Origin of the sequence: Streptomyces sp. NBC_01092, from assembly GCF_045039535.1 — a bacterium.
Lineage (GTDB): Bacteria > Actinomycetota > Actinomycetes > Streptomycetales > Streptomycetaceae > Streptomyces.
In genome coordinates this window covers 1,714,607-1,739,056 of record NZ_CP108659.1, presented here as the reverse complement: position 1 = coordinate 1,739,056, position 24,450 = coordinate 1,714,607, and the positions used below count along the sequence as shown (strand labels likewise).

At 71.3% G+C, this 24,450-nt stretch carries 23 protein-coding genes; 10 read left to right on the top strand and 13 right to left on the bottom strand.

What is annotated here, in order from left to right:
- Positions 1 to 16: 16 nt before the first annotated feature.
- From OG254_RS07550 to OG254_RS07530, 5 genes are all read right to left on the bottom strand, one after another.
- Positions 17 to 1,351: a DUF6777 domain-containing protein gene (locus OG254_RS07550; RefSeq protein WP_405578663.1), complete on the bottom strand. Its 1,335-nt coding sequence runs from the start codon at positions 1,349 to 1,351 to the stop codon at positions 17 to 19.
- Between the two features lie 175 nt (positions 1,352 to 1,526).
- Positions 1,527 to 2,477, bottom strand: a complete 951-nt coding sequence (locus OG254_RS07545; protein WP_405578659.1) for a cytochrome c oxidase assembly protein — start codon at positions 2,475 to 2,477, stop codon at positions 1,527 to 1,529.
- 176 nt (positions 2,478 to 2,653) lie between these two features.
- Positions 2,654 to 3,679: a 6-phosphofructokinase gene (locus OG254_RS07540; protein ID WP_147997431.1), complete on the bottom strand. Its 1,026-nt coding sequence runs from the start codon at positions 3,677 to 3,679 to the stop codon at positions 2,654 to 2,656.
- Between the two features lie 188 nt (positions 3,680 to 3,867).
- The gene (locus OG254_RS07535) at positions 3,868 to 4,596 is read right to left on the bottom strand and encodes a type 1 glutamine amidotransferase (RefSeq protein ID WP_405578655.1); all 729 of its coding nucleotides are present in this window, start codon (positions 4,594 to 4,596) and stop codon (positions 3,868 to 3,870) included.
- A 34-nt stretch (positions 4,597 to 4,630) separates the two neighbouring features.
- Positions 4,631 to 5,869, bottom strand: coding sequence for a MurT ligase domain-containing protein (locus tag OG254_RS07530; protein WP_405578653.1), 1,239 nt, complete (start codon positions 5,867 to 5,869; stop codon positions 4,631 to 4,633).
- Between the two features lie 112 nt (positions 5,870 to 5,981).
- On the opposite strand from OG254_RS07530, the gene def reads away from it, so the two are divergent.
- Positions 5,982 to 6,527, top strand: coding sequence for a peptide deformylase (def, locus tag OG254_RS07525; protein ID WP_405578651.1), 546 nt, complete (start codon positions 5,982 to 5,984; stop codon positions 6,525 to 6,527).
- A gap of 8 nt (positions 6,528 to 6,535) precedes the next feature.
- Here the strand turns inward: def and OG254_RS07520 are convergent, their stop codons facing one another.
- The gene (locus tag OG254_RS07520) at positions 6,536 to 7,180 is read right to left on the bottom strand and encodes a TetR family transcriptional regulator (protein WP_405578649.1); all 645 of its coding nucleotides are present in this window, start codon (positions 7,178 to 7,180) and stop codon (positions 6,536 to 6,538) included.
- Positions 7,181 to 7,352: 172 nt separating this feature from the next.
- Between OG254_RS07520 and OG254_RS07515 the strand changes: the two genes are divergently transcribed.
- Positions 7,353 to 8,582, top strand: coding sequence for an acyl-CoA dehydrogenase family protein (locus OG254_RS07515; protein WP_405578647.1), 1,230 nt, complete (start codon positions 7,353 to 7,355; stop codon positions 8,580 to 8,582).
- Positions 8,583 to 8,692: 110 nt separating this feature from the next.
- Positions 8,693 to 9,307, top strand: a complete 615-nt coding sequence (locus OG254_RS07510; RefSeq protein WP_405578645.1) for a transcriptional regulator — start codon at positions 8,693 to 8,695, stop codon at positions 9,305 to 9,307.
- Here OG254_RS07510 and OG254_RS07505 read toward each other — a convergent pair.
- From OG254_RS07505 to OG254_RS07485, 5 genes are all read right to left on the bottom strand, one after another.
- Positions 9,304 to 9,540: a DUF6213 family protein gene (locus tag OG254_RS07505; RefSeq protein WP_030041549.1), complete on the bottom strand. Its 237-nt coding sequence runs from the start codon at positions 9,538 to 9,540 to the stop codon at positions 9,304 to 9,306. The two genes, OG254_RS07510 and OG254_RS07505, sit on opposite strands and share 4 nt — an antisense overlap.
- A 25-nt stretch (positions 9,541 to 9,565) precedes the next feature.
- Complete coding sequence (locus OG254_RS07500) at positions 9,566 to 10,960, bottom strand: NADP-dependent succinic semialdehyde dehydrogenase (RefSeq protein WP_405578642.1); 1,395 nt, start codon at positions 10,958 to 10,960, stop codon at positions 9,566 to 9,568.
- Between the two features lie 76 nt (positions 10,961 to 11,036).
- Positions 11,037 to 11,519, bottom strand: a complete 483-nt coding sequence (locus OG254_RS07495; RefSeq protein ID WP_405578640.1) for an NUDIX domain-containing protein — start codon at positions 11,517 to 11,519, stop codon at positions 11,037 to 11,039.
- Positions 11,516 to 13,054 (bottom strand): ATP-dependent DNA ligase, encoded by a 1,539-nt coding sequence (locus tag OG254_RS07490; protein WP_405578638.1) that lies wholly within the window; start codon positions 13,052 to 13,054, stop codon positions 11,516 to 11,518. The genes OG254_RS07495 and OG254_RS07490 overlap by 4 nt, the downstream gene beginning before the upstream one ends.
- 125 nt (positions 13,055 to 13,179) lie before the next feature.
- Entirely contained in the window at positions 13,180 to 14,115 is a 936-nt protein-coding gene (locus tag OG254_RS07485) for an NAD(P)/FAD-dependent oxidoreductase (RefSeq protein WP_405578636.1), read from the bottom strand.
- Between the two features lie 69 nt (positions 14,116 to 14,184).
- On the opposite strand from OG254_RS07485, the gene OG254_RS07480 reads away from it, so the two are divergent.
- The 6 genes from OG254_RS07480 (at position 14,185) to OG254_RS07455 (ending at position 19,467) form a co-directional block, all read left to right on the top strand.
- Positions 14,185 to 14,775, top strand: a complete 591-nt coding sequence (locus OG254_RS07480; RefSeq protein WP_405578634.1) for a helix-turn-helix domain-containing protein — start codon at positions 14,185 to 14,187, stop codon at positions 14,773 to 14,775.
- Positions 14,776 to 14,864: 89 nt separating this feature from the next.
- Positions 14,865 to 15,842, top strand: coding sequence for an NADPH:quinone oxidoreductase family protein (locus tag OG254_RS07475; RefSeq protein ID WP_405578632.1), 978 nt, complete (start codon positions 14,865 to 14,867; stop codon positions 15,840 to 15,842).
- Positions 15,839 to 17,023: an acyl-CoA dehydrogenase family protein gene (locus tag OG254_RS07470; protein ID WP_405578630.1), complete on the top strand. Its 1,185-nt coding sequence runs from the start codon at positions 15,839 to 15,841 to the stop codon at positions 17,021 to 17,023. The genes OG254_RS07475 and OG254_RS07470 overlap by 4 nt, the downstream gene beginning before the upstream one ends.
- Positions 17,020 to 18,096, top strand: coding sequence for an acyl-CoA dehydrogenase family protein (locus tag OG254_RS07465; RefSeq protein ID WP_405578628.1), 1,077 nt, complete (start codon positions 17,020 to 17,022; stop codon positions 18,094 to 18,096). The genes OG254_RS07470 and OG254_RS07465 overlap by 4 nt, the downstream gene beginning before the upstream one ends.
- A 186-nt stretch (positions 18,097 to 18,282) precedes the next feature.
- Positions 18,283 to 19,146 carry a phosphatidylinositol-specific phospholipase C/glycerophosphodiester phosphodiesterase family protein gene (locus OG254_RS07460; protein ID WP_405578626.1) on the top strand — a complete coding sequence of 288 codons (864 nt, stop codon included), beginning with the start codon at positions 18,283 to 18,285 and terminating at the stop codon, positions 19,144 to 19,146.
- A 126-nt stretch (positions 19,147 to 19,272) separates the two neighbouring features.
- Positions 19,273 to 19,467, top strand: a complete 195-nt coding sequence (locus OG254_RS07455; protein WP_351194149.1) for a hypothetical protein — start codon at positions 19,273 to 19,275, stop codon at positions 19,465 to 19,467.
- Between the two features lie 3 nt (positions 19,468 to 19,470).
- Here the strand turns inward: OG254_RS07455 and OG254_RS07450 are convergent, their stop codons facing one another.
- Positions 19,471 to 20,706 (bottom strand): phosphodiester glycosidase family protein, encoded by a 1,236-nt coding sequence (locus tag OG254_RS07450; protein WP_405578623.1) that lies wholly within the window; start codon positions 20,704 to 20,706, stop codon positions 19,471 to 19,473.
- Between the two features lie 76 nt (positions 20,707 to 20,782).
- On the bottom strand, positions 20,783 to 21,142 hold the full coding sequence (locus tag OG254_RS07445) for a DUF779 domain-containing protein (RefSeq protein WP_405578620.1): 360 nt from the start codon (positions 21,140 to 21,142) through the stop codon (positions 20,783 to 20,785).
- An 88-nt stretch (positions 21,143 to 21,230) separates the two neighbouring features.
- On the opposite strand from OG254_RS07445, the gene OG254_RS07440 reads away from it, so the two are divergent.
- On the top strand, positions 21,231 to 24,425 hold the full coding sequence (locus tag OG254_RS07440; RefSeq protein ID WP_405578617.1) for an ATP-binding protein: 3,195 nt from the start codon (positions 21,231 to 21,233) through the stop codon (positions 24,423 to 24,425).
- Positions 24,426 to 24,450: the final 25 nt, after the last annotated feature.

Sequence of the window (24,450 nt, the reverse complement as noted above, 5' to 3'; positions counted from 1 at the left end):
TGCGGGTGCGCGGTTGCTAGGCGGGGGCGGTTGCGGTGGAGGGGCCGTCAGTCCCCGGCGTGCCGGTGGCGGGCCCGCTGCTCGCGGGCGGCGGCGCGCTGCTGGTGACCGGGGCGCTCGTCGGGGGCGCGCTGGTGGTCTGCGGTGGTGAGCTGGACGGGGACGGGGGAGGGGACGCGGGAGGGGGCGCTGAGCTCGTCGTGGGGGACGTCGTCGACGGGGGCGGCGGTGAGCTGGGCGGCTTGGCGCTGGTGGGACCGGAACTGGTGGGGCCGGAACTGGTAGGGCCGGCGCTGCTTGGGCCAGGGCTGCTGGGGCCGGAGCTGCCCGGCCCGGGGCCCCCGGATCCGGAGGACGAGGTCGGTGGAGTCGGGCCGGACGGCGACGAGGCCGTGGGCGACGTCGGCGTCGTGGCCGACGGATCCCGCGTCGTCGGGGACGACCCCGAGCCCGGGGGAGCGGGCGTCGTCCCGTCGGACGGCGACCCACCGGAACTCCCCCCGGCCACGCTCAACGTCACGTACTCCCCGAACCGCAACTCGCTCCCGGCCGGCGGATCCGACGCCGTCACCCGGGCGTCGTCCGGCGGCAGCCCGCCGCCGGCGAAGGCGACCGCCAGCCCGTTGTCGGCCAGCCGCCGGCTCGCCTGCCCGAACGTCGCCCCGGCGAGGTTCGGCACCGCATGCCGCTCGCGTGTGTCGAAGGCGGTGTCGTCCTCGCCGGTGGTGCCGACGGGACGGGTGATGCCCCGGTCCGGTTCATGGACGTCGACGAGGGCGAGCCGCTCCACTTTCCGCGTCGCGGGCCGCACGGCCACCACGGAGGACTTGTCGTAGCCCTTCCACTCGTCGTTGCGGTCGTCGAACTCGACCTTTATCCGGGTCGTGTCACCCTCGAAGGGCCGCAGTGGATTTCCGCACGAACACTTCACCGCGGGAAGACCCTGCTGGTCGACGAGAATCGCGATTCCCGTCTGGAGCAGCGCGTTGAAGGGGGTGGCTTTTCCCTTTTTGTAGTCGTGGTTCTTCACGAGAGTGTCGTGGCGCAGGAGAACCGGTGTGAGGCGATCGAGATATCCCGGAATCCCGTCCGTGGTAATGGAGAGCGCGGCTGCCCACGCCTGTGCCTTGCGGTCATTGGCGGGATCGGTGAGGAACTCCTTGAGCCGTGCGACATCACAGACCGTCGGCTGCTTGGACCCCCCGTACAGCCCCGGAGTGTCCCCCTGTTGAAGACCGCCGTGCGCCGTCTGCGCCGTGACCTGCGCGTCGTCCCGTCCGAGCCCCTGGTTCTCCTCGAAGAAGGGCGCCAGCGAGGGAACTCCCGCGGCGACGGCCTTCACCAGGAACATCGGTGTGTCCCGATCGCACGCACTGAGCGCCAGAACGAGGACCAACAGGACGGCGATCCTCCGAATCACCGATTTCCCGGACCTGTGTACGAAAACACGAAACGCCATTACCGCTCCCCCCGGCGGTTCCCCCGACGCGCTTCATGCTACTGAAAGGCGAAGCCTTTCGGTGTCCTCAGTTCCCGCGTGCGTTCAATGAGGCCAAATAGGCGTTGTACGCCTCGAGTTCCTTGTCGCCGTCGCGGTCCGCGGCCCGGTCCTTGCGCTTGGCCTGCCGCTGCTCGGAGCCGTACCACTGGAACAGCAGCGCGATCAGCACCAGCACGGACGGAATCTCACTGAACGCCCAGGCGATACCGCCGGCCGCGTTCTGGTCGGAGAGGGCGTCGATACCGAGCGAGGCGGGCGGGTTCTTGAACGTCTCGACCATGGGCTGCGACGCCATCATCAACGCGATGCCGAAGAACGCGTGGAACGGCATACCGGCGAACAGCTCCAGCATCCGCATCAGATACCCGGGCCGATGCGGACCGGGATCCACGCCGATGATCGGCCAGAAGAACACCACGCCCACGGCGAGGAAGTGCACCATCATCGCGATGTGCCCCGTCTTGGAGCCCATCAGGAAGTCGAAGAGAGGCGTGAAGTACAGCGCGTAAAGGCTGGCGATGAACAGCGGAATGGTGAACGCCGGATGCGTGATGATCCGCATGTACCAGCTGTGCAGCAGGGCCAGCAGCAATTCCCGCGGCCCCTTGCGCCCCCGCCCGGCCGGCGGCAGCGCGCGCAGTGCCAGCGTGGCGGGCGCCCCCAGCAGAATCAGGATCGGCGACAGCATGCTGATCACCATGTGCTGCACCATGTGCACGCTGAACATGACCATTCCGTAGTCATTCAGCCCGGTACACATGACGAGCATCACGCTCAGCACGCCCACGACATAAGAGACGGTGCGCCCCACAGGCCACTTGTCCCCGCGCCGCCGCAGCCGAATGACGCCCCACGCATAAAGCGCGAGTCCCGCAAGACAGGCGACGAGAAAGAACGGGTCCGCGGACCAGGAAAGGCCCCGCCCCAGCGTGAACGGCGGCAGATCCATCATCATGCCGTGCCCGCTGTGCTCCATCCGTCGGCTCCTGTTTCGTGGGGGTTGTGCAAGTCTGTCCGCCCCAGATTAGAACTACCCCCGGCCACCTTTGTGACCGGGGGTAGGACAGCTGACCCAGGGGCGCGGGGAACTGCGCGACAAGCCACGAAGCACCCGCACCTGGCAACGAGACAGAACCTCCTACGGCGAGGCCCCTACAGCACGCACTCCGCCTCGTCGTACCGATCCGCCGGAACCGTCTTCAGCGTCTCCACGGCCTCCGCCAGCGGCACCATCACGATGTCCGTCCCCTGGAGAGCCGTCATATGACCGAACTCCCCACGGTGCACGGCCTCCACCGCATGCCACCCGAACCGCGTGGCCAGCACCCGGTCGTACGCGGTAGGCGTCCCACCGCGCTGCACGTGCCCGAGAATCACCGGCCGCGCTTCCTTGCCGAGCCGCTCCTCCAGCTCGATCGACAGCTGACGGGCGATCCCGGCGAACCGCTCGTGCCCGTAGATGTCCTTGCCGCCCTCGTCGAACGCCATGGAACCGGGCCGCGGCTTGGCGCCCTCGGCGGCGACGACGATCGCGAAGCGCTTGCCCGCCTCGAACCGCTGCCCGACGACGCGGGTCAACTCCTCGATGTCGAAGGGCCGTTCCGGTACGACGACGGCGTGCGCGCCGGCCGCCATGCCCGAGTGCAGCGCGATCCAGCCGGTGTGCCGGCCCATGACCTCGACCACCAGGACACGCTGGTGGGACTCGGCGGTGGTCTTGAGCCGGTCCAGGGCCTCGGTCGCCACGGTCACCGCCGTGTCGAAGCCGAAGGTGACGTCGGTGACAGCGATGTCGTTGTCGATGGTCTTCGGCACACCCACCACGGGCAGGCCACTGTCCGACATCAGCCGGGCCGCCTTGAGTGTGCCCTCACCGCCGATCGGGATGATCGCGTCGAGGCCGAGCTCCTCGACATGGCCCTTGGCCCGCTCCACACCGTCCCGCAGATGGGAGGGCTGGACCCGGGAGGAGCCGAGGATCGTGCCGCCGCGGGCGAGGATGCCGCCCACCGCGTCGAGGTCGAGCTTGAGGTAGTCGCACTCCAGGAGGCCCTTCCAGCCGTCCCGGAAGCCGATGACCTCGTCGCCGTGGTCGACGACGGCGCGGTGCACGACGGACCGGATGACGGCGTTCAGGCCGGGGCAGTCGCCGCCGGACGTGAGGACACCAATGCGCATAGCCCGAAAAACCTTCTCCACGTGGGCCGGGACCGGACCACGCTGTCCGGCTCGAATCCCCGCCACCCTAGCGGCACAGGGGGGCGGGGCCGAACCATGCGTCCGCCTGCTGGACGACCCCGCTCACCTGTGCGGACGCACCGTCAGACGGGCTGGTGACGGCAGACTGGAAACCAGGTGTACGGGCGTCAGGCGGGCTGCTGCGCGGACGTGATGCGCTCGTTGCGCAGCGCCTCGTACCAGCGGTCGTCGGTCGGCGGCAGCGCGTTCACGTCGAGCGCCAGCTTCAGCAGCAGGTCGGCGATCTGCGGGTTGCGCGCGAGCACCGGGCCGTGCATGTACGTACCGAAGACGGTTTCGTTGTACGCGCCCTCCGTGCCGTCACCCGTGCCGTTGCCGTTGCCGAGGCGGACCTGGGCGAAGGGGCGGGCGGTCGGGCCGAGGTGGGTGACGCCCTGGTGGTTCTCGAAGCCGGTCAGCGGCGGCAGTCCGAGGCGCGGGTCGATGTCGGCGAGCACGTCACCGACGCACCGTTCGCCCTCGCCGCGCACGGACACCACGTCGATCAGCCCGAGACCGGGCTCGCGCTGACCGAGGTCGTTGATGAACTCGTGCCCGAGGATCTGGTACCCGGCACAGACCGAGAACACGATGGCGCCGTTCTCCACGGCCCGCTGCAGACCGCCGTCCCGTCGCAGCCGCTCGGCCGCGAGCCGCTGCGGGCGGTCCTCGCCGCCGCCGATCAGGTAGATGTCGCCGGAGGTCGGGATCGGCTGGTCGCTGCGGACGTCGAGGCGGGCCACGTCGAGGCCGCGCTGCCGGGCCCGGCGCTCCACGACGAGGACGTTGCCCTGGTCGCCGTAGGTGCTGAGCAGGTCGGGGTAGATCCAGACGACCCGCAGACTGTTGTCGCTCATGAAGTCACTGTCCTTGTGAGTACGTCGGGGCACGTCAGTTGCCGACGCGGCGGCGCAGGTCCTGGAACGCGGTGTAGTTGGCGATGACCTCGATCCGGCCCGGCGGGCTCGCCTGCACGGCCTGGTCGAGGTTGTCGCAGACCTGGAACTGCTGGTTCGCGACCTCCAGCCGCACCGCGAGGTCGAGCTTGCGGTCACCGATGACACAGATCGGGTGCCCGGACAGCCGCGTGTAGTCGACGTCCCACAGCCACGAGGTGTCGGTGCCGTCGGCGCCACGGGCGTTGACGGAAAGGATCACCGGGGTCGGCGGCGGATCGATCAGGGAGAACGTCTCCAGCCAGCCGGCCGGGTTCTTGGCCAGCAGCAGCCGCAGATCCCGCCCCTCGAACTGCACGACGTCATAGCGCCCGGCCACGGCCTGCACCTGGTACATGCGCTCCAGGGCGACCTGCGGCGGCACCCCGAACACGGCGGCGACGGCCGCCGAGGAGGTGGCGTTGGCCTGGTTGGCGCGCCCGGGCAACTGCAGATGAATGGGCCAGGCGGAGCCGTGCGGATCGAGGACATGGTCCCCGGACAGCGCCCAGCTCGGCGTCGGCCGCCGGAATCCGCACTCACCGCAGAACCAGTCGTCGCCCGGACGCTGCATCACGCCACCGCACGACGGGCACGACCAGGCGTCGTCCTTCCACATCTGCCCGGCGGCCACCCAGATCACGTTGGGCGACGACGAGGCGGCCCACACGACCAGCGGGTCGTCCGCGTTGGCCACGATCACGGCCTTCGAACCCGCCAGCCCCTCGCGCCAGTTCTCCGCGAGCATGCGGGTCTCGGCGGCCCGGTCCAGCTGGTCGCGCGAGAGGTTGAGCAGCGCGATGCACTTCGGGTCGGTGTCCCGGGCGACCCCGGCGAGGTACTTCTCGTCGACCTCGATGACGCCATAGCGCGCCTCAGAGCCGCCGGCCAGCGCCGAGGTGATGCCCGCGGGCATGTTGGCGCCGAGGGCGTTGGAGACGACCGGCCCGGCGGCCCGCAGGGCCTCCGCGATCAGCCGGGTCGTCGTGGTCTTGCCGTTCGTCGCCGAGACCAGGACGACGTCCAGGTTCTGGGCGAGCCGGGCGAGGAGGTCGGGGTCGAGTTTGAGCGCCACCCGGCCGCCGATCACCGAACCGCTGCCGCGCCCTGCGGCGCGTGATGCCGCCGCGACCGCCTTGCCCGCGGTCACGGCGATCTTGGCCCGCGGCGTGAGCGGGTCCGAGTTGCCTGCCATCAGTTCTCGATCCTCCTTGCGTACGCGCCGTGCCTGAAGCCCTACGGCAACGTGGTGGTGGTCAGCCTATCGAGATCCATTCGCACTCCCGAATCGCCGTACCCTTGCCGCCATGCGCAACGTCTCCATTCCGGGCACTCATGGACGTGTCCGGCCCCTCACTCTGCTCGGAAACCCGGTACTCCACGCACCCTGCGAGCAGGTCACCGACTTCGGTCCGGAACTGGCGACGCTCGTGGACGACTTGTTCGCGACGATGTACGCCGCGCAGGGCGTGGGCCTCGCCGCCAACCAGGTGGGGGAGTCGCTGCGGGTCTTCGTGTTCGACTGCCCCGACGACGAGGAGGTCCGGCACCTCGGCCATGTGGTGAACCCCCGCTTGGTGGAGACGGACGGGATCGTGCTCCGCGGCCCGGAGGGCTGCCTGTCCCTGCCGGGCCTGGAGGCGGGGACGGAGCGCTACGACCACGCGGTGGTCGAGGGCTTCACGATGGCGGGGGAGCCGGTCACGATCCACGGCACGGGTTTCTTCGCCCGCTGCCTCCAGCACGAGTGCGACCACTTGGACGGCGGCGTGTACGCGGACCGTGTAACGGGCTGGCGCCACAGACGCCTGATGCGCCAGGTGACCCGAGCCTCCTGGCACCGGCCGGAGTGACCCAGGGGTCAGAACCCCGGACCCCCGATCTTGTCGCCCGCCGCCGCGAGGCGACCCCACAACAGGTCGGCCAGACTCCGCACCAACTCGGCGCGCGAACACGGCCGTTCCCCCAGCCACCAGTCCCCGGCCGCATGCATCATGCCGACGATGCCGTGCCCCCACACCCGGGCCAGCTGCTGACCACCGGGGCCGAGATCCAACCGCTCCTCGATCACCGTGGCCAGCTCCTCGCCCATCCTGCGGAGCAACGGCACGGAATGCTTGCCGACGTCGAACCCTTGGTCCGCCGTCTGCCCGCCCTCCGCCGGATGCATCAGGAACCGGTACACCTGAGGGCGGGCCTCGATCGCCGCGAGATACGTGTCCAACGTGGCCTCGACCCGCTCACGCCGGTCCGCGGGGGCATCCAACGCCGCCCTGAGCGAGTCCAGCAGAGCGTCGGTGTGCCGCGTGGCCAACGCCGCGTAAAGTCCGCCCTTGTCGCCGAAGTGCCGGTACAGAATCGGCTTCGTAATGCCCGCTTCCGCCGCGATGGCGTTCATCGAGGCCTGTGGTCCGTCGCGCAGCACCACCCGGTCCGCGGCCTCCAGCAGCTCGCGCCGACGGCGGTCGGCGGATCGTTGCTGATCGGTCCGCTGTGTGGTGTCCATTCGCTCTCCCCACCCGTGCTCTATCGATGACGCCTGCGCAAAGTAACACTCACCATGCTCCCTCCATCGAATGGGCTGTCGATGAGTCATCGGGAGTTGACTTTATCTACTAGCGAGTAACAAACTAGGGTTACCGCTAGTAACACGCACACGTACCGCCGCTGGAGGGGACATGGCCGAGTTCACCATGGAGCTCAACGACGAACAGAAGGAGGTCCGGGACTGGCTGCACGGCTTCGCCGCCGATGTGATCCGCCCCGCGGCCGCCGAATGGGACGAGCGTGAGGAGACTCCCTGGCCGGTCATCCAGGAGGCCGCCAAGGTCGGCATCTACTCACTCGACTTCTACGCCCAGCAGTACTTCGACCAGACCGGCCTCGGCATCCCCATGGCGATGGAGGAGCTGTTCTGGGGCGACGCGGGCATCGCCCTGTCGATCGTCGGCACCGGTCTCGCCGCCGTCGGCGTCCTCGCCAACGGCACCGAGGAGCAGATCGGTACGTGGGTGCCGCAGATGTACGGCGACGCCAATGACGTCAAGCTCGCCGCGTTCTGCTCCTCCGAGCCCGACGCCGGGTCCGACGTGGCCTCGATGCGCACGCGTGCCGTCTACGACGAGGCCAAGGACGAGTGGGTGATCAACGGCACGAAGACCTGGGCGACCAATGGCGGCATCGCCAACGTCCACGTGGTCGTCGCGGTCGTCGACCCGGATCTCGGCTCCAAGGGCCACGCGTCCTTCATCATCCCGCCGAGCACGCCGGGCCTGTCCCAGGGCCAGAAGTTCAAGAAGCACGGCATCCGCGCCTCGCACACCGCCGAGGTCGTCCTGGACCACGTGCGCGTGCCGGGCTCCTGCCTGCTGGGCGGCAAGCAGAAGCTGGACGAGCGGCTGGCGCGGGCCCGCGAGCGGGCCAAGGCGGGCGGCGGCGAGCGGGTGAAGAACGCGGCGATGGCCACGTTCGAGGCTTCGCGGCCGGCCGTTGGCGCGATGGCCGTCGGTACGGCCCGTGCCGCGTACGAAGTCGCCCTGGACTACGCGATGACGCGTGAGCAGTTCGGGCGGCCGATCATCGACAACCAGGGTGTGGCGTTCCAGCTGGCCGAGATGGCGACGCAGGTCGACGCGGCACGGCTGCTGGTGTGGCGGGCCTCCTGGATGGCGGTCAACGGCAAGCCGTTCAAGGCCGCCGAGGGGTCGATGTCGAAGCTGTTCGCGAGCGAGACGGCGAAGAAGGTCACGGCTCAGGCGATACAGATCCTGGGCGGCAACGGCTACACGCGGGAGTACCCCGTGGAGCGGATGCACCGGGACAGCGCGATCTACACGATCTTCGAGGGGACGAGCGAGATCCAGCGGCTGGTGATCGCCCGTACGTTGTCGGGTATGCCCATTCGGTAGCGCCGTGGGGGCTTCTGCGCGACGCGGTCCGCGGGTGGTCGGTGGCTGGTCGCGCAGTTCCCCGCGCCCCTTACGGGGCGCTGTCGTACCCGAATCGATGGAGGAACCTGATGACGGACCATCCCCTCGTACCGCTCATCGCCCGTGGCGAGGCCGACCGCACCACCACCCTCGCCGCCCTCGCCCTCGAACAGGGCTGGGTGATCCCCGCCGACCGCCTCGCCTTCCTCCATCTGGCCCAACGGGCGGCCACCGGCGCCCCCGAATCCGCCGCCTTCTTCACCCTGCTGGCCGAGGGCGAGGTGCTGGCGGGGGAGCGACTGGGTGCCTTCGCGAAGGCATGTGATGTGGACGAGGCCCGCAGCCGGGAGTACAAGCCCCTGCCCGGCTGCCAGGCCTACCCCGCATACGTGGCCTGGCTTGCCCTCAATGCGTCACCCGCGGAGGCCGTGCTCGCGCTCACGGCCAACTTCGCGGCCTGGGGCGGCTATTGCGCGACGATCGCCGAGGCGCTGCGCAGCCACTACGGCTTCACGGACGAGGCCTGTGCATTCTTCGACTTCTTCGCGGAGCCTTCCGCAGAGCTGGAGCAGGCGGCGACGGCCGCGATCCAGGAGGGGCGGGATGCCTGCCAGGTCGACGAGGCACGCGCACAGGACTACACCCGCTTGCTCCAGACCTACGAGGACCAGTTCTGGTCGACGCTGCGTGGTTCAGCCCCCTAGGGCGTACTCCCACTGCTGTGCGCGATGCACGCCACATCAATACGATCCGCAAGCTTCGCCAGCTCGATGGTCAACGCGGCCACCGTGTCCTCATCGAGCCCGTCCTCCCCGGCCTCGACAAGGTGCAGCCACCGACCACCCACCGTACGCAGCAGCTTGCTCACATCGGCGGCAGCCACCTGCAAGGTCCCGCGGTCATCGACGATCAGCGGCAGAGTAACTTCGCGGTTCACACCCGGGATCGTAACCGCGCGGCGCTCACGCACCCTGCCAAACCGTAGTGATGTTGCAGAACTCGCGGATTCCGTGCCCCGACAGCTCACGGCCGAATCCGGACCGCTTCACTCCGCCGAACGGGAACGCCGGATGCGACGCCGTCATCCCGTTGACATACACGCTTCCGGCCTCCAGGTCGTGTACGAACCGGTCGACCTCGGCCTCGTCGCGCGTCCATACGTTCGAACTCAGTCCGAAGGGTGAGTCGTTGGCGATCAGTACCGCCTCGTCCAGATCGGCCGCCCGGTACAGCGTGGCGACCGGGCCGAACGCCTCCTCCCGGTGGATCCGCATCTCGCGGGTGATGCCGGAGAGGACCGTGGGCGGGTAGTACCAGCCGGGCAGCTCGGGCCGCCGCAGCCGGTGGCCGCCGCACAGGGCCGTCGCGCCGCTGCGGGTGGCATCGTCGACCAGTTCCTCCAGGTCCGCCCGGCCCTGCTCGCTCGACAGCGGGCCGACCTCCGTCTCCTCCTGCATCGGGTCGCCGACCACCAGCGCCTTCATGCCCTCGACGAAGCGTTCGGCGAAGGCGTCGTAGACGTCCGCGTGCACGATGAACCGTTTGGCGGCGATGCACGACTGCCCGTTGTTCTGCACCCGCGCGGTCACCGCGATCCGCGCGGCGCGGTCGATGTCGGCCGACGGCATGACGACGTACGGGTCGCTGCCGCCCAGTTCCAGCACCGTCTTCTTGATCATCTCCCCGGCGGTGGAGGCGACCGCCCGGCCCGCGGGCTCGCTGCCGGTCAGGGTCGCCGCCCTGACACGTTCGTCGCGCAGGACCTCGTCGACCTGCCCGGCGCCGATCAGCAGCGTCTGGAAGCAGCCCTCGGTGTAGCCCGCACGGTGGAACAGGTCCTCGATGTAGAGGGCGGTCTGGGGGACGTTCGAGGCGTGCTTCAGCAGGCCGACATTGCCCGACATCAGAGCGGGCGCCGCGAAGCGCATCACCTGCCAGAGCGGGAAGTTCCACGGCATGACCGCGAGGACCGGCCCGAGCGGGCGGTAGCGCACCCGTACGCGCGAGGCACCCGAATCCTTCACGTCGGAGTCGGCCGGCTCCTCGTCGGCGAGCAGCCCCTCGGCGCGTTCGGCGTACCAGCGCATCGCCTTGGCGCACTTGGCGGCCTCCGCCCGGGCCTGCTTGATGGGCTTGCCCATCTCGGTGGTCATCACCCGGGCGATGTCCTCCTGATCGCCGTCCAGGAGGTTCGCGGCCTGGATCAGCAGACGCCCGCGGTCGACGAAGCTCGTCGTCCGGTAGGTGCGGAAGGTGGCCTCGGCGAGCTGGAGCCTGCGCTCGATCTCCTCGGTGCCCATGGCCTCGTACGTCTTGAGCGTCTCGCCGTTCGCAGGGTTGACCGTCGCGATGGGCATGACCGACCTCCTGGAAGCGGACTGATGCTTCGAGATTCCCGCGCGGCGGTGGGTACCGCAACGCGTGCACGGCTGCTCAGGCCGAGTGCTCCGCCAGCCGGTCGAGAAACGCGGCCTGGGCCGTGACGATGACCTCGCGCGCCCGGTCGACGGCCAGCCAGCGCACCCGGTCCAGTTCCGGGAACTCCTGGGTGCGGCCCGAGCGCGGCGGCCACTCCATCCGGAAGGTGCCGGGGACGACCGTCGCCGGGTCGAGGTCGGCCTCGATCGCCCACACCGTGACGATCTTGCCGCCCGACTGCTTGACCTCGCCGAGCGGTACGGCCTCCCCGTCGGGCGCAGGCAGCCCCAGCTCCTCCTGGAACTCGCGGCGAGCGGCGTCCCAGGCGGTCTCGTCGGGTTCGTACTCGCCCTTGGGGACCGTCCACGCCCCGGCGTCGCGCTTGGCGAAGAACGGGCCGCCCATATGGCCGAGCAACACTTCCAGGCCGTCATCGGTGTGGCGGAAGAGCAGCAGGCCCGCGCTCCGCTTCTCGCGCTTCTCGGCAGCCGGCGTCACGGCTTCACCTCCGGGTGGGCGGCGAGCAGGGTCCCGACCGTGTCGGCCTCCTCCGGCCGCTTGTCCTCGCGGTAGCGGACCACGCGGGCGAAGCGCAGGGTTACGCCGGCCGGGTAACGGGCGGAGCGCTGCAGGCCGTCGTAGGCGACCTCGACGACCAGCTCGGGGCGTACCGTCACCACCCAGTCGCCGCTCTCCACGGCGAGCTCCTGGAGGCGCTCGGTCTGCCAGGTCAGCATCGCGTCCGTCATGCCCTTGAACGTCTTGCCGAGCATCGCGAAACCGCCGTCCGCCGTGCGCGCCCCGAGGTGCAGGTTGGACAGCTTGCCGGTCCGGCGGCCGTGGCCCCATTCGGCGGCCAGCACCACCAGGTCGAGGGTGTGGACGGGCTTGACCTTCAGCCAGGCAGCGCCGCGCCGGCCCGCGCTGTAGGGGGCGTCGAGGGCCTTGACGACCACGCCCTCGTGGCCGCGCTCCAGGGTCTCGGCGAGGAAGGCCTCCGCCCGCGGGAGGTCCTCGGGGCCGGACACCAGCGCGCGGCGCACCCGCATCGGCTCGGGGACCAGCCGGGCCAGCTCCGCGTGGCGTTCGGTGAACGGCAGGTCGAGCAGGTCTCGGCCGTCGACGGACAGGGCGTCGAAGAAGACCGGTGAGACGGGGACCTCCTTGGCCGCCGTCGCCACGTCCGCGCGGGAGCCGACGCGGCCCGCCGTCTCCTGGAACGAGCGGGGGCGGCCCGCGGCGTCGAAGGCGATGACCTCGCCGTCCAGGATGAAGCGCTCCCCTCTCAATTCCAGGGCCGCGGCAGTCAGTTCGGGCAGTCGGTCGGTGATGTCGTCGAGGGTGCGGGTGTACAGCCGTACCGTGTCGCCCTCGCGGTGGACCTGGACGCGGATGCCGTCCAGCTTCTCCTCGACCGCGCACGCGCCCAGCTTGTCGACCGCCTCGGACACCGAGGTGGCGGTGTGCGCCAGCATCGGCAGGACCGGGCGGCCCACGGTGAGCCGGAAGCGGGCCAGGGACTCCGGTCCGTCCGCGAGGAGCGCCCGGGCGACGTCCTGGAGGGAGCCCGCGAGCATCACCGCCCGCCGTACGTCCGCCGGCGGCGCCCCGGTCGCCTGGGCCAGGCCCTCCACCGCCACGGCGTCCAGCGCGCCCTGCCTGACCTCGCCGGTGATCAGCCCGAACAGGAAGCGCTGCTCGTCCTCGGTGGCCGCACCCATCAACTCGCCCACCAGGCGCGCCCGTTCGGCTTGTGAGCCGGTTCCGGACACCTTGCCGAGTTCGGTGAGACGGGCGTCCACCTCGCGCACGGTGAGGGTCGGCTCGGCGGCCGGCGGGACCGGCCGGCTCAGCGCCTTCCAGCCGATGCCGAGCCGGCCCTGGGGCAGGCGGCCCGCCAGATACGGGATGACGATCGGGGCGTCGTCCGCCTCGGCGTCCCGGAAGAGCTCCGCCAGCAGAGCGATCTTCCGGGAGCGCGCCGAGGTCGCGGCGACCTCCTGGGACACCTGGGCCAGCCGGGTCAGCAGCATGCAGCCATCGTGCGACGCGCTCCGCTGGTTTACACCCCGATAGACGGGTCGTGTTTCGTCTGCGGCGCCGTTGTGGCTGGTCGCGCCCACGCGGCGGAGCCGCACGTCGATACAGCCACGCGCCCCTAGGGGGTTGCGTCGAGGTCCGCCATGAGCAGCTCTCCGTTGATGAAGGCCCCTGCGCGGTAGCCGCCTGCCGCCGCGTTGATGACCTGTTCGGAGAAGCCCATTGCGTTGCCGACCGCCCAGACGCCCGGCACGGACGTGAGGCCCGTCGGGTCGACCACCGGGTACGCCCCGAAGGGGGTCTCCTGGAGGTCGGCGCCGAGTTTCTCCAGCAGGCCGGTCTGCGGTACCGCGCGTGGTGCGACGAACAGCGCCTCGCGTGCGTGCAGCGTCCCGTCCGCCAGGCGTACGCCCGTGAGGCGGTCGTCCTCGATCACCAGGCCGGCCACCCCACCCGGGACGACCTTCACGCCGGCCGCCGCCAGCCTGCGCAGGTCGTCGTCGGAGAGGTCCGACTCGGCGACCTCGTGCAGGAAGAAGGTCACGTCCTTCGACCACTGCGACACCATGAGCGCCTGGTGCACGCTCAGCGCGGTGGTCGCCAGCACGCCGAAGGCCTGGTCGCGGACCTCCCAGCCGTGGCAGTACGGGCAGTGCAGCACATCCCTGCCGAAGCGCTCGGCGACGCCGGGGACCTCCGGCAGCTCGTCCTTGAGGCCGGTGGCGATGACGAGCCGCCGGGCGTGCACGTGCCGTCCACTCGCCAGCGCGACGGCGAAGTCCGTACCCCGCGAGACGTCCACCGCGCGGTCCCTGACCAGCTCGACGCCGTAGCGCGCGATCTCCTCCCGTCCGACGGCCAGCAACTCGCCGGGCGGCATGCCGTCCCGGGACAGATAGCCCTGCATATGGGCGGCGGGCGCGTTGCGCGGCTCGCCGGCGTCCACGACCAGTGTGCGGCGTCGGGCGCGGCCCAGGACGAGGGCGGCGGACAGGCCGGCAGGGCCGCCTCCGATGACGATCACTTCGTACGAGCCGGTGTTCTTCTCGGTCATGGTGACCACCTCCACCGCGACGGTCGCGCGGCCGCTACCGCATTGACAAATGTGTTTGCCGAAACTGCAATGGTCTTCATGAGTGACGACGACATGGACTCCGTGCTCGCGGAGGTCGGTCCGCGGCTGCGGCGGATCCGCAAGGAGCGGGGTGCGACGCTGGCCGGTCTGTCCGAGGCGACCGGCATCTCGGTGAGCACGCTCTCCAGGCTCGAGTCGGGGCTGCGCAAGCCCAGTCTCGAACTGCTGCTGCCGATCGCGCGAGCGCACGAGGTGGCGCTGGACGAACTGGTGGCCGCGCCCGCGGTGCGCGATCCCCGGGTACGGTCTGAGCCGATCAGGCGGCACGGGCGTACGTACTGGCCGCTGACCCGGCAGCCCGGTGGTCTGCAGGCCTTCAAGGTCCTGGTGCCGCAGGAGAGTGTCGAGCCGGAGCCGCGGACCCATGAGGGCTATGAGTGGCTGTATGTGATGGCGGGGAGGCTGAGGATGGTCCTCGGCGATCACGACATCGTGCTGACCGCGGGGGAGGCCGTCGAGTTCGACACGCGGGTTCCGCACTGGTTCGGCTCGACGGGGGAGGGGCCGGTGGAATTCCTCAGTCTGTTCGGGCCGCAGGGGGAGCGTATGCATGTGCGGGCGCGACCCAAGCAGTCGTGACGCATCTGACTGTTCCCTGATCGGCAAGCGACCGCTTAGTATGCGAAGCGACCCCGGTCAGACGAAGCAGTCCCCCGTGGAGGCCCCGCATGCAGGCATGGCAAGTGCACGAGAACGGCGAGCCGGGCGAGGTGATGCGCCTGGAGGACGTCGAGACGCCCACGCCCGGTGACGGCCAGGTCCTGCTGAGGGTGCGCGCCGCGAACATCAACTTCCCGGACGCGCTGATGTGCCGGGGGCACTACCAGGTCCGGCCGCCGCTGCCGTTCACGCCGGGCGTGGAGATCTGCGGCGAGACCGAGGACGGGCGCCGTGTCCTCGCCAACCCCGCGCTGCCGTACGGCGGCTTCGCCGAGTACGCCGTCGCGGACGCCGCCGCTCTCCTGCCCGCGCCCGAGGCGCTGGACGACGCCGAGGCCGCCGCCCTGCACATCGGCTACCAGACCGGCTGGTTCGGGCTGCACCGCCGGGCCGGTCTTGAAGCCGGGGAGACGCTGCTGGTCCACGCTGCCGCAGGAGGGGTCGGCAGCGCGGCCGTGCAGCTCGGCAAGGCGGCCGGGGCGCGGGTCATCGGTGTCGTGGGCGGCGCCGACAAGGCGGCCGTGGCCAGGGACCTGGGCTGCGACGTCGTCATCGACCGGCGCGCCGAGGACGTGATCGGGGCCGTGAAGGAGGCCACCGGCGGCCGGGGCGCCGACGTCATCTACGACCCCGTCGGCGGTGAGGCCTACACCCAGTCCGCCAAGGTCGTCGCCTTCGAGGGCCGGATCGTGGTCGTCGGCTTTGCGAGCGGCAGCATTCCCAGCCCGGCGCTCAACCACGCCCTGGTGAAGAACTACTCGATCCTGGGCCTGCACTGGGGCCTGTACAACACCAAGAACCCGAAGCTGATCATGCACTGCCACGAGCAGCTCACCGAGCTGGCCGCCCGGGGCGCCATCAAGCCGCTGGTGAGCGAGCGCGTCCCGCTGGGCGGGGCGGCGGCCGCCGTGCAGCGGGTGGCCGACGGCGTCACCACCGGCCGTATCGCCGTGGTCCCGTCGCTGGAGAACGGAGCCACCGTATGACGATCGACGCAGCCGAACTCCGGCGCCGCACAGGCGAGTTGCTGGCCGCCCACCCGCCGGCCGGCACCGACCGCCTGGACTTCCTGCGCGCCCGCTTCGACGCCGGCCTCGCGTGGGTGCACTACCCCGAGGGCCTCGGCGGACTCGGCGTGCCGCGCTCGCTCCAGGCCGTCGTCGACGCCGAACTGGAGGCCGCGGGCGCCCCCGACAACGAGCCGCGGCGCATCGGCATCGGCCTGGGCATGGCCGCGCCGACGATCCTCAAGTACGGCACCGAGGAGCAGAAGCAGCGCTTTCTGCGGCCCCTGTGGACCGGCGAGGAGGTCTGGTGCCAGCTCTTCAGCGAGCCCGGCGCCGGATCCGACCTCGCGGCGCTCGGCACGCGGGCGGTCAGGGAGGGCGACGCATGGGTCGTCAACGGGCAGAAGGTGTGGACGTCCAGCGCCCACATCGCCCGCTGGGCCATCCTCATCGCCCGCACCGACCCGGACGTGCCCAAGCACGCCGGCATCACCTACTTCCTGTGCGACATGACCGACCCCGGCGTCGAGGTGCGGCCGCTGCGCCAGATCACCGGTGAGGCCGAGTTCAACGAGGTGTTCCTGACCGACGTCCGCATCCCGGACTCGCGTCGCCTCGGCGAGATCGGCGACGGCTGGAAGGTCGCGCAGACCACGCTCAACAACGAGCGCGTCGCCATCGGCGGCATGCGGCTGCCCCGCGAAGGCGGCATGATCGGCCCGGTCGCGAAGACCTGGCGCGAGCGCCCCGAGCTGCGCACCCACGATCTGCACCAGCGGCTGCTGAAGCTGTGGGTGGAGTCCGAGGTCTCCCGTCTCACCGCCGAGCGGCTGCGCCAGCAGCTCGTCGCCGGCCAGCCGGGACCCGAGGGCGCCGGCATGAAGCTCGCCTTCGCCCGGCTCAACCAGGAGATCAGCGGCCTGGAGGTCGAACTGCGCGGCGAGGAGGGCCTGTTGTACGACGACTGGACCATGCGCCGCCCGGAGCTCGTGGACTTCACCGGCCGCGACGCCGGATACCGCTACCTGCGCTCCAAGGGCAACAGCATCGAGGGCGGGACCAGCGAGGTCCTGCTGAACATCGTCGCCGAGCGCGTCCTGGGCCTGCCCGCCGAGCCGCGCACCGACAAGGACGTCGCATGGAAGGACCTGGCCCGATGAGCGACTTGTTGTACACGGAGGAGGAAGAGGCGCTGCGGGCCGCCGTACGGGACCTGCTCACCGACCACTGCGACGCGCCCGGAGTCATCGCGCGCACCGAGTCGGACACCCCGCACGACCTGGAGGCGTGGAAGGCGCTCGCCGACGGCATGGGCCTGGCCGGGCTCCTGGTCCCGGAGGGCAAGGGCGGCCAGGGCGCCACACACCGCGAAGTCGCCGTGGTGCTGGAGGAGTTGGGCCGCGCGGTCGCTCCCGTGCCCTACCTGACGAGTGCCGTGGTCGCCACGGAGGCGCTGTTGGCCTGCGAGGCCGAAGAGGGCCTGTTGTCCGAGCTGGCGTCCGGGCGGCGCATCGGCGCGCTCGCCGTCGCGCTGAACGTCCCTCCCGGCGGCGCCTACAAGGTCGTACGGCATCAGGACGGCGCCCTGCACGGGGAGTTGACCGGCATCGCGGACGCGGTCGTCGCCGATGTGCTGCTCGTGCCCGCGGACGACGGCGGGCTGTACGCGGTGGACGCCGACGCCGTGACCGTCACCGCGCAGGCGTCCCTGGACCTGACGCGGCCCGTCGCGAAGGTCGCCCTGGACGGTGCGCCCGGCCGGCTGCTGGGGGATGCCGAGCCCGCCGTGCGACGCGCCCTGCGTGCCGGCGCCGGACTGCTCGCCTCCGAGCAATTCGGGCTCGCCGAATGGACGTTGACCGAGACGGTCCGCTATCTGAAGGAACGCAAGCAGTTCAACCGGCCCGTCGGCGGCTTCCAGGCGCTCAAGCACCGGCTCGCCCAGCTCTGGCTGGAGGTCGTCAACCTGCGCGCTGCCGCCCGGGGCGCCGCCGACGCGCTCGCGACCGGCGAGGACGTCGAGGTGGCGGTCGCGGTCGCCCAGGCCTACGCGGCGCAGGTCGCCGTGCACGCCGCCGAGGAGGCCGTCCAGCTGCACGGCGGTCTCGGGATGACCTGGGAGCACCCGGCGCATCTGTATCTGAAGCGGGCCAAGGCCGATTCGATCGCCTACGGCACCGCGGGCGCACACCGCGAGGCACTGGCCGAACTCGTCGACCTCGCCGCTCCCTGACGTACACCTGAGCGAAGCCCGCGAAAAGCCCGCCCCACCTGGGGCGGGCTTTTTCGTGTGCGCTGCACGGAGGAAGTGAACGAGGGACGGCGGTCCAGCCAACTCCCCGCCCAGGCACTGCTGTTCGGGCCGTTCGGAATCGCATACTCGCAGCGGTTCCATCCGGCCCTATCAGGGAGGCAGAGCATGGCCCTCACCACCCGTCGCAGAGCCCTCACCACCCTCGGCGCCGCCCTCGCGGGCGCGGTCGCCCTGCCCGCCACCCAGGCGCTGGCAGGCCAGAGCAAGCACGGCAAGCGCCCGTTGTGGCGGGCGCACGCGCACAACGACTACGAGCACCCGCGTCCGCTCCTCGACGCCCTCGACCACCGCTTCGGCAGCCTCGAAGCCGACATCTACCTGGTCGGCGACCAGCTCCTGGTCGCCCACGACCCCGAGGACCTCGACCCCCGCCGCACCCTGGAGTCGCTCTACCTCGACCCGCTGGCCGCACGCGTGAAGGCCCACCACGGTTCGGTCTACCGCGGCTACCGCAAGCCGATCCAGCTGCTCATCGACATCAAGACCGAGGGCTCCTCGACGTACCTCGAACTCGACAAGCACCTGGGGCGCTACAAGCACCTGTTCACGACGTACGCCCACGGCCGGGTGCACGCGGGCCCGGTGACCGCCGTGATCTCCGGCGACCGTGCCGCCCGTGCGCCGATGGAGGCCCAGAAGGTCCGCCGCGCCTTCTACGACGGCCGCCTCGCCGACCTCGGCACCTCCGCGCCCGCCTCCTTCGTCCCGCTGATCAGCGACAACTGGACGCTCAACTTCACCTGGCTCGGCGTGGGCGCCTTCCCGGACGCCGAGCGGCAGAAGCTGCGGACCATCGTCCAGGCGGCGCACTCCCGTGGACAGAAGGTGCGGTTCTGGGCCACCCCGGACGTGGCGGGCCCCGCGCGGGACGCCCTGTGGGGCGAGCTGCTCGCCGCCGACGTCGACTTCCTCAACACCGATGATCTCGCCGGTCTGGAGGCGTTCCTCGACGCCCACCGGACGGTCTAGCCGCGCCTGGCGGATACACCACTCGTTCGGAGTACAGGTCAGCCGCCCGGACGAACCCTCCGCTACGCCACACTTGCGGCCGAACGCCCTGAACCGGGCAAGGCGGCGTGGCGGAGGAGCTAGACGATGGCCATTTCCATCTCTGTGGTGTTGCTGCTGTTCGTCCTGGCGGTGATCTTCGTACGCAACGGCGGGCTGAAGATCACCCACGCGCTGGTGTGTCTGCTGCTCGGCTTCTACCTGGCCAGCACGAGCATGGCGCCCACCATCAGCAGCGGTCTGACGGCCACGGCGGACATCGTGAGCAGCCTCAGACCGTGACCGTCAGGGGGTCGAGAAGACTCCGATGCCGTTGGGCACGGCGCGCTCCCTGCCGTCGGACGGGTGGTTGCGCACGGACACCGTTGCCGCTCCCGGCTCCCGCGCGACCAGCGTCGAGGAGCCGCCGCCGTCCAGGCTGAAGGCGTCGACCGAACCCAGGTCCCGCATCACGGAGGCGACCTCCGCGATGGTCAGGCCGGTGCGGTATTCGGGCGCGCCGTCCAACGCGAGCAGCACCAGGCGCCGGCCGCGGTCCGCGATGCCCACGGCGGTCCGCACCGCCGAGGCCCTGTTGTCCAGGCCGGGAAGCGGCTGCCCGTCGTCGAGGACCGGGTAGCCGCCGAGGGCGAAGCGGTACGGGATCCGGGACGACGACGCCACCAGCCGCTGCCGCACCGTCACCGGCTCGCCCGCGAAGAACTTCCGCAGCTGCTGCGCGCCCGCCTCCCGGCCCACCAGGACGGTGGTGCCCGCGGCGATCGGGCCACTGCCGGGGGTGTCGGCGCTCGACACGACCTTCCCGCCCCGGACCGTCACCTCATAGGTGTCCGTGCTGCACGGAGCCGCCCGGTCCGTGTCCGTGCCGCAGGTCGCGCGCACCCGGGAGACGCTGCCCCACTTGGAGGTGAACGCGCCGATGGTGCCCACCGGCAGCGCGTACTGGTTGAGCCCGCCGAGCGGAAGGCGGCCCTCGGGCGTGCGGATCGAGCCGTCGAGGCTCAGGTCGTCCAGCCGGGCCCGGCGGTCCACGCCCACGCCGAACACGTCCTCGGTGCTCGTGCCGGGCGGCAGCGCGGGGCCGAAGCGCTGGCCGTTCGGGACCGCCGCCTTCAGCGCCCGGCTGCGCGCGATCACCGGTCCCACGCTCGCGCCGGTCGCCTCGACGCCGGGGTGCTGGGTCTCGCTGATGTTGAAGAAGTCGCCGTTCACGCCGGCCACCGCGCCCTGTGCGGTGGCCTGCTGGGAGACGGTGGCCCGCGCCGCCGCCGCTCCCGGGTACAGAAGATCGAGACGTACGCGCGGATCGCGCAGGTCGACGGTGAGCACATGGGCGTGTGCCGTGCCCTTCGCCGCCGCGATGTCGAACTCGTCGTAGGTGACACCCGGCGCGATCGGAGTGCCCTGCGCGGCGCCGGCCGGTGCCGCCCCCGACAGGGCCGCACCGGCCAGCGCGCCGAGTGCCGTGAGCAGCGTGAGGGCCGCTCTCGCTGACGCGAATCGTTTCTGACGGAGCGTCACGATTTCCCCCTGAGGTCTCGTCAAATGTCCCAGGACTCGGGGGAAGTGCACCAGACGGCGATGACCAAAGGGGTTTCTAGGTGCCGACGACGCGAGAACGGGTGAGGAAACGCACCCCCTCGGGTGCCTCCAGAGAGAAGCCGCTGCCCCGGCCCTCGACCACGTCGACGATCAGCCGGGTGTGGCTCCACGCCTCGTACTGACTGCGCGACATCCAGAACGTCACGGGCTCCGTCACCCCCTCGACATACAGCTCCGCGAGCAGGATGTCCGAGTTGCCCGTGCGGAACTCGCCCTCCGGGTAGCACATCGGCGCGCTCCCGTCGCAGCAGCCGCCGGACTGGTGGAACATCAGCGGGCCGTGCGTCGCGCGCAGACGGCGCAACAGGTCGGCGGCCGCGGGGGTGAGTTCGACGCGCGGGGTCTCCTCATACATGGCAGCAAGGGCAGCACGAGGAACGTTGCGAGAGGGTTGCAGCCCTGCGACCACCCCTCTCACCACCCGTTCTGACTAACCTGCACGGGTGACCATCGAGTTGACGCTGCTGACGTCCGTCTCCCACCGGGGAAGGGAGATCACCGCGCCCAGGCTGCGCGGCCTGCTCGCGCTGCTGGCCGGGGAGCCGCGGGCGGGATGCGGCACGGGACGGCTGGTGGCCGGGCTGTGGCCGGACGAGCAGCCGGAGAACCCGACGAAGGCCCTGCAGATCCTGGTCTCCCGGGCCAGGTCCCTGCTGGGCGGCGAGACCATCGCGAGCACCCCCACCGGCTATCGCATCGCCCTGCGCGAGGACCAGGTCGACGCCTGGGCCGTCCAGCTGCACGTCACCGAGAGCATCGAGAAGGCGCGGGCCGGCGACCACCACGGCGCGGTCGCCGAGGCCGAGGCGGGGCTCGCCCTGTGGGACGCCGGGGAATCGGGGGAGGGCCACCTCGACGACCCCGTGGCGGCGCTGCGCCTCGAACTCGCCGCCGCACACCGCACGTTGACCCGGCTCCGGGCGCTCTCGCTGGCCCGCTCCGGGCGGCGGGAGGATGCGGTGGGGCCGCTCGGCGAGCTGGTGGCCGCCCACCCGCTGGACGAGGAGCCGCTGCTTGAGCTGATGCGCTGTCAGGCGGCCACGGCCGGTGCGGCCGCCGCGCTGGCGGCGTACGACACCTACCGGCGCCGCCTGCGGGACGAACTCGGCACGGACCCCGGCCCCGCCCTCCAGGAACTGCACCAGGAACTGCTGCGCGGGCAGGCGCCCGCCGTGCGGCGCGGGGTGCCGCACGAGCCGAACCCGCTGCTCGGGCGGGAGGCCGACATCGCCGCCGTCACCCGGCTGATCCACAGCTCCCGGGTCACCTCGATCGTCGGGCCCGGCGGGCTCGGCAAGACGCGCCTCGCCGGCGCCGTCGCACGGGAGGCCGAGCACCGGGTCGTGCACCTGGTGCCGCTCGCCGGGGTCGGCCGGGACGCCGACGTGGCCGCCGAGGTCGCCTCCGCGCTCGGCGCCGGGGAGAGCCCGCGCGGCGCGGCGGGCAACGCCGGGCCGCTCGCCGGCATCGTCGGCGCCCTCGGCCCCGGGCCGGCGCTGCTCGTCCTGGACAACTGCGAGCACGTCGTCCCCGGCGTCGCCGACCTGGTGCGGGCGCTGGTGTCCATGACCAGGAACGTCAGCGTCCTCACCACCAGCCGCGCCCCGCTCGGACTGTCCTCCGAGGCCGTCCACCCGCTGCCCGAGCTGGACCCGCGCACCACCGTCGAGCTGTTCGAGCAGCGCGCCCGTGCCGCCCGCCCCGACGTCGAACTGCCCGCCGACGCCGTGGCCGACCTGTGCCGCCGGCTCGACGGGCTGCCGCTCGCGACCGAGCTCGCCGCCGCCCGGGTGCGCGTGATGTCGGTCGCCGAGATCACGCGCCGCCTTCAGGACCGGTTCGCCCTGCTGCGCGGCGGACCGCGGGACGCGCCACGCAGGCACCGCACCCTGCACGCCGTCGTCGACTGGAGCTGGAACCTGCTCGAACCCGAGGGCCGAGCGGCCCTGCGCGCGCTGTCGGTCTTTCCCGGCGGCTTCACGGCCGAGGCCGCCGAGCACCTCGTCGCCGGTCGGGAAGCCCCGGACGCGCTGGACGTACCGGATGTTCTCGATGTGCCGGACGTTCTGGATGTGCTGGAAGACCTCGTCGACCAGTCCCTGATCAAGGTCACCGACACCGCGAACGGCACCCGCTTCCGGATGCTGGAGACCGTACGGGAGTTCGCCGCCGCGCATCGGGAGCAGGCCGGGGAGCAGGGCGTCGTCGCGGACCGGTTCATCGGGTGGGCGCGGGAGTTCGGGGTCACCCACCACGACACGCCGTTCGGACCCGACCCGGTCGCGTCCTGGCAGCTGATCCGCGCCGAGCAGGACAACCTGGTCCAGGCGCTGCGGCTCGCGCTCGCCCGCGACGACGCCGACACGGTCGCCGCCGTGGCCGCCGTACTGTGCGCCCTGTGGACCACCGAGGCCAACTACGCCCGGCTGATGGTCCTGGCCGACGACACCGCCCCGCTGCTCGCCCGCCACCGGCCCGCCCCCGCCTGCGTCGAGCCGACCCGCACGGCCCTCGCCCTGATGACCGCCACCCTCTTCCTCGGTCTCGGAGCCGGTGCCATGCGCCCGCTGGCCGGCCTGCGCCGACTGCCTGCCGCGCCACCCGACAGCCTGGTGCGGGCCGCGTCGACGGTGCTGTGCGCGCTGCCGGAGGTGCTCGCGTCCGGTGACCGCGCGACCCTGGAGGCGCTCTGCGACAGCGATGCGCCCCTGCTCGCGGGCATCGCCAACTGCGTGGCGAGCTACGTGTGGGAGGGCGAGCACGACCCGGACCGGGCCCTCGACGCCGCCCGCCGGATGCTCGACGCCTTCGCGGACCGGGACATTCCGCTGCTGCGGTACTGGCCGCAGTCCCGGATCGGTGAGCTGTGCCTGCGCATGGAGCGCGGCGCCGAGGCGATCGGCCCCATGACGAGCGCGATGCGGGAGCTGGAACGCTTCGGCGAGGGGCAGGACCCGGTCGGACTGAGCTGGGGGCTGATGCTCGCCCACCTCCAGACCGGCGACCTCGACGCGGCCGAGCACTGGCTGGAACACGCCCTGAAGCACCAGGCCGAGGGCATGACACCGGACGCCTTCGCCCCCGACCTGGGCGCCCGCGCCGAGATCGCGCTCGCCAGGGGCGACACCGAGACCGGCCTCGGCCTGTGGCGCCGGGCGATCGCACGGATGGAACGGGGAGCGAGCCCCGTCGTCGGAGGCGAACCCCTGCTGGAGGGCTGGCGGTTGGAGCTGCAGGCCGTCGCCGTCACGGCCCACGCCCGGCACGGCCGCACCGACCTCGTGGCGCCCCTCGCCGCGACGCTCCCCGAGCGTCTGACGACCCTGCTGACCCGGTCCCCGACCGCCGCGCACCCCACGACGGCGGACCTCCCCGTCCAGGGTGCGCTGCTGCTCGCGCTCGGCACCGCCGGCCTCGCGAACGGGGATCCCGCTCACGGAGTGCGGCTGATCGCGCTGGCCGAGCGCTTCCGGTGGCTGCGCAACTTCCAGCCGACGATGTCCTCCGTCCGCGCCCGGGAGGACGCCGAGAACGCCGATCGGGCGGCCTACGCGGACGCGGTGTCCGAGTACGCCACCCTGGACCCGGGCGCTCTGCGCGAGGCCGCGTTCGGGCTGCTGCGGGAGCGGACCGGCTGAGTGACGTCCCGGCTCTCGGCAGGCA

Coding starts and splice junctions, on each gene's coding strand:
- def (WP_405578651.1), top strand. CDS start 5,982: ATGCGCAACGTCTCCATTCCGGGCACTCATGGACGTGTCCGGCCCCTC.
- OG254_RS07535 (WP_405578655.1), bottom strand. CDS start 4,596: ATGAGCGACAACAGTCTGCGGGTCGTCTGGATCTACCCCGACCTGCTC.
- OG254_RS07520 (WP_405578649.1), bottom strand. CDS start 7,180: ATGGACACCACACAGCGGACCGATCAGCAACGATCCGCCGACCGCCGT.
- OG254_RS07515 (WP_405578647.1), top strand. CDS start 7,353: ATGGCCGAGTTCACCATGGAGCTCAACGACGAACAGAAGGAGGTCCGG.
- OG254_RS07480 (WP_405578634.1), top strand. CDS start 14,185: ATGGTCTTCATGAGTGACGACGACATGGACTCCGTGCTCGCGGAGGTC.
- OG254_RS07530 (WP_405578653.1), bottom strand. CDS start 5,869: ATGGCAGGCAACTCGGACCCGCTCACGCCGCGGGCCAAGATCGCCGTG.
- OG254_RS07445 (WP_405578620.1), bottom strand. CDS start 21,142: ATGTATGAGGAGACCCCGCGCGTCGAACTCACCCCCGCGGCCGCCGAC.
- OG254_RS07550 (WP_405578663.1), bottom strand. CDS start 1,351: ATGTTCCTGGTGAAGGCCGTCGCCGCGGGAGTTCCCTCGCTGGCGCCC.
- OG254_RS07465 (WP_405578628.1), top strand. CDS start 17,020: ATGAGCGACTTGTTGTACACGGAGGAGGAAGAGGCGCTGCGGGCCGCC.
- OG254_RS07485 (WP_405578636.1), bottom strand. CDS start 14,115: ATGACCGAGAAGAACACCGGCTCGTACGAAGTGATCGTCATCGGAGGC.
- OG254_RS07455 (WP_351194149.1), top strand. CDS start 19,273: ATGGCCATTTCCATCTCTGTGGTGTTGCTGCTGTTCGTCCTGGCGGTG.
- OG254_RS07490 (WP_405578638.1), bottom strand. CDS start 13,054: ATGCTGCTGACCCGGCTGGCCCAGGTGTCCCAGGAGGTCGCCGCGACC.
- OG254_RS07545 (WP_405578659.1), bottom strand. CDS start 2,477: ATGGAGCACAGCGGGCACGGCATGATGATGGATCTGCCGCCGTTCACG.
- OG254_RS07540 (WP_147997431.1), bottom strand. CDS start 3,679: ATGCGCATTGGTGTCCTCACGTCCGGCGGCGACTGCCCCGGCCTGAAC.
- OG254_RS07475 (WP_405578632.1), top strand. CDS start 14,865: ATGCAGGCATGGCAAGTGCACGAGAACGGCGAGCCGGGCGAGGTGATG.
- OG254_RS07500 (WP_405578642.1), bottom strand. CDS start 10,960: ATGCCCATCGCGACGGTCAACCCTGCGAACGGCGAGACGCTCAAGACG.
- OG254_RS07470 (WP_405578630.1), top strand. CDS start 15,839: ATGACGATCGACGCAGCCGAACTCCGGCGCCGCACAGGCGAGTTGCTG.
- OG254_RS07460 (WP_405578626.1), top strand. CDS start 18,283: ATGGCCCTCACCACCCGTCGCAGAGCCCTCACCACCCTCGGCGCCGCC.
- OG254_RS07510 (WP_405578645.1), top strand. CDS start 8,693: ATGACGGACCATCCCCTCGTACCGCTCATCGCCCGTGGCGAGGCCGAC.